Source organism: Oscillochloris sp. ZM17-4, from assembly GCF_019599295.1.
GTDB lineage: Bacteria > Chloroflexota > Chloroflexia > Chloroflexales > Chloroflexaceae > Oscillochloris.
Map to the genome: position 1 here is coordinate 24726 of NZ_JAIEWN010000042.1, position 3870 is coordinate 28595.

Consider the following 3870-nt stretch of genomic DNA (forward strand, 5'->3'; position numbering starts at 1 on the left):
CGCAGGTAGGGGTAGGGCGAGACCTCGCCCCGCCGCACCTGCCAGTCGTCGGGCGTGGTCGGGTGCGAGATGCCGAAGTGCAGGTGGGACGGCGTGCTACGGGCGTTGCCGCTCTTGCCGGTCAGGCCGAGCAGCTGCCCGGCGGCCACATACACCCCCGGCGCGATCCCGTCGGCCACCGCCGAGAGATGCGAGCCGTAGTAGCGCACCCCGTCGTCGCCGATCATCGCCACCGAGATGCCGCCGCGCACCGCCGGGTCGTCGTGGGCCGGGTCCCAGATATCCTCATAGCTCACAAAGTCGATCACGCCGTCGGTGGGAGCCACAAACTGGCTGCCTATCGGGCAGAACATATCGGTGGCCGGGTAGTCGTGGTGGCTGGAGCCGTAGTCCACCCGCCCGCCCTGCACCGGGAAGACATAGGTGAAGGCGAGGCTCGGCTGCTCCGCGCCCGAGTCGGGGGCCGGCTCCTGCGGGGGCGTCTCCTCTGTCACCTCGGGCGTGAGGGTCTCCGCCGGGATGGCCGTCGCGCTCGGCGTGGCTGTCTCAGTTGGCGCGAGCGTGGCCGTCTCAGTTGGCGCGAGCGTGGCCGTCGCCGTCTCAGTTGGCGCGAGCGTGGCCGTCGCCGTCTCAGTTGGCAGGGCCGTCGCGCTCGGCGCCGGGGTGGCCGTGGGCGCGGCGGCCTCGGGCGCGGCGCAGGCGACGAGGGCGGGCAGCAGCAGGCAGAGCAGTATCAGATGTCGGATGTATGTTCGCATAGCTCTCAGAACCTCAGTATCTCAGCGCCTCAGCGCCTCAGTGCTCTACAGCTGCGCCTCGCCGATAACCACAACCTCGCTGATCGGGGTGAAGTCGCGGCCGCCGCTCGCGCCGGGGGCCGTCGTGGCGAGCACCACCACCCGCACATAGCTGCTGATCACCGGCTGGGGCAGCGGCACCGCCTGGAGCGTCGGCGAGTCGCTGAAGGTGGCCTCGACGCTGCTGCCGTCGCTAAACTCCAGGCGCGCCCGCGTCACCCGCCGGTTCTGCTGGAAGCGGTCGGTGCCGTCCTGCGGATCGATCTTGGCGTAGCCTGGCAGGATCTGCACCTGGCCGATCCGCACCGGCCCGGCGAGGTCAAGCTGGACATACTGGCCGACCCCGTCGCCGGGGACGCGCCACGCGGTGTCGGTCTGCCCGTCGGCGACGTTCTGGGGGTCGTAGGTGATCGTGTTGCCTGAGCTATCGACGCCGGAGGGCGCGGCGCCGCTGGCCGACGCGCGGGCGGGGCGCTGCGGGCCGCTGGGACCAAACTGCGGGCCGCTCACCTGGGCGGCGATCGCCGTCGGCGCGCGGTCGGCAGTCGGCGGCGTGGTTGGGGCCTCCGTCGGCGCGGGCGGCTCCGTCGGCGCAGGTACATCGGTCGGCGGCGGCTCCGTCGGCGCGGGCGGCTCCGTCGGCGCGGGGAGGTCCGTCGGCGAGAGCTGGGACACGGCTGTGGGCGGAATCCCGGCGCTGCCCGTCTGCCTGCCGCCGAGCAGCCATACCGCCAGGCCGACCGCGCCGACCAGCAGGACCACAAGGGCGGCGATCACGAAGGCCAGCGGGCCGGGGCGGCGGCGGGCGGCCTCGGCCGGGTGGGGCGCGGCCGGGGCCGCCGGGGGAGGGAGCGGTGTCTGCGGAGCGCCGGCCACAATGGTCGGGCCAGTGCTCGCCGCAGGCAGCGCCGCGCCGCGCTGGATCTGCTGGAGGTCAGCCCGCATCACCGCGGCGCTCGGCGGCCTGCCGCGCTGGTCGAGCTGGAGGCCGTGCGAGACCCACGCGCCGACCGCCGGCGGCACCAGCGGGTTCATCTGGCTCGCCGAGCGCAGCGGGTCGGCCTGGCCCGACGCCGCGCCGCCAAGGCGCTGGAGCACATCGGGCGGCGGCGCGCCGGTGAGCAGGTGGTACAGGGTGGCCGCCAGGGCGTACAGGTCGCTCGCCGGCGTCGTGCCCGCGCCCTGCACCTGCTCCAGCGGGGCATAGTTCGGCGTGTAGGCGAAGATGCTGCCCGTGGTGGGCGACTGCGATGCGGCGTAGCCCTTGGCCAGGCCGAAGTCGAGCAGCACGATCTCGCCCGCCGGGGTCAGCTTCATATTCTGCGGCTTGATGTCGCGGTGGATGATCGGCGGCGACTGGACGTGCAGGTACTCCAGCACCGCCAGGCACTGGTCGGCCCAGCGCAGCACATCATCCACCGGGAAGGGCCGGCCGCGCTGCGCGAGCAGGGTGCCCAGGTCCGTGCCGGGGATAAACTCCATGACCAGGAACCGGCTCTGGCCGTCGCTGAAGAAGTCGGAGACCTTGGGCAGCGAGGGGTGGCGCAGGCCGGCGAGGATGCGCGCCTCGCGCTCGAAGGCGGCGGACACATCAGCCCCGCTGACAGTCATCTGCTTGAGGGCCACCGTCGCGCCGAGGCGCTGATCCACCGCCTCGTAGACCGCGCCCATCCCGCCGCGCCCGATCGTCCGCACGATCAGGTAGCGCTCGTGGATCAGCGTGTTCGAGGGAAGGCCCGCCTGACTCTGTGGTTGCATCGCGTACCCCCTTCACAGTGACCGTATAATGTCATTATGCCATGACGCAGCGAGACAAAGGATCGTTTTATGCAAGAATTTTTCGAGTTCGCTATAGGGACGCGCGTGCTCTATAAGGTGGGGCTGGCCGCCGAGCTCGGCCCGGTGATCGAGGAGCTCGGCGCGCAGCGGGCCTTCATCGTCACCGACAAGGGCGTGGTGGGGGCCGGCCTGCTCGACCCGGTGGTCGCCGGGCTGCGCGAGAGCGTCGAGATCGTCGGCATCTTCGACTCGGTGCCCGCCAACTCCTCGGTGGCCAAGGTGATGGAGGGCGCGGCGGCGGCGAGCGCGGCCGGCGCCGACCTGATCGTCGCCGTGGGCGGCGGCAGCCCGCTGGACACCGCCAAGGGCATCCGCATCGTGCTGACGAACGGCGGCCACCTGCTCGACTACCAGGGCTACAATGTCATCCCGGACCAGCTCACGCCGATGATCGCCATCCCCACCACCGGCGGCACCGGCAGCGAGGTCACGCCCTTCGCCGTCATCCGCGACGAGGACCAGGACCTCAAGCTGAGCTTCGCCAGCCGCTACCTGGTGCCCGACATCGCCGTGCTCGACCCGCTGCTCACCCGGTCGCTGCCGCCCATGCTCACTGCGGCCACCGGCATGGACGCCCTCTCCCACGCGATCGAGACCTTCGTCTCCACCGAGAACAGCCCCTTCAGCGACGGGCTGGCCCTCACCGCGATCGACCTGATCGCCAACCACCTGCGCGACGCCGTGCAGACCGGCAGCGATATCGAGGCCCGCGGCGAGATGCTGATCGCCGCCTGTATGGCCGGCATGGCCTGCGCAAACAGCTACTTCGGGGTGATCCACGCCCTCTCCCACGCCCTCGGCGGCAAGTGCCACGTCCACCACGGCACGGCCAACGCGCTCTTCATGCCCGCCGGCATGCGCTTCAACAGCGTGGTGGTGCCCCACCGCTACGTGCGGATCGCCCGCGCCATGGGCGTGAACGCCGGCGGGCGCAGCGACAGCGAGGTGATCGCCGACGGCATCAGCGCCGTGGCGACCCTGGCGATCGACTGCGGGCTGCCCACCCGCCTGCGCGATGTGGGCGTCTCCGAGGACGTCCTGCCCGAGCTGGCGGCCACCGCCCTGGTGGACGGCGCGATCTTCCACAACCCGCGCGTCGCCACCGAGGAGGAGCTGCTGGAGATCCTCAGGGAGACGTGGTGATCTGGTAAGGGCGCAGCAGCGCCGCGCTGCTGCGCCCTTACGTCCCTATCAGGACGGACCCCGGCTCCACCTGCGCGCCTGCGCCCACCGC

At 71.7% G+C, this 3870-nt stretch carries 3 protein-coding genes; 1 reads left to right on the forward strand and 2 read right to left on the reverse strand.

Annotation, left to right across the window (positions count from 1 at the left end):
• On the reverse strand, positions 1-758 hold a 758-nt coding region (locus K2Z83_RS22315; protein ID WP_220597407.1), incomplete at its 3' end, for a M23 family metallopeptidase.
• A 45-nt stretch (positions 759-803) separates the two neighbouring features.
• Positions 804-2555, reverse strand: a complete 1752-nt coding sequence (locus tag K2Z83_RS22320) for a protein kinase (protein WP_220597388.1) — start codon at positions 2553-2555, stop codon at positions 804-806.
• Positions 2556-2624: 69 nt separating this feature from the next.
• Between K2Z83_RS22320 and K2Z83_RS22325 the strand changes: the two genes are divergently transcribed.
• Positions 2625-3779: an iron-containing alcohol dehydrogenase gene (locus tag K2Z83_RS22325; protein WP_220597389.1), complete on the forward strand. Its 1155-nt coding sequence runs from the start codon at positions 2625-2627 to the stop codon at positions 3777-3779.
• Positions 3780-3870: the final 91 nt, after the last annotated feature.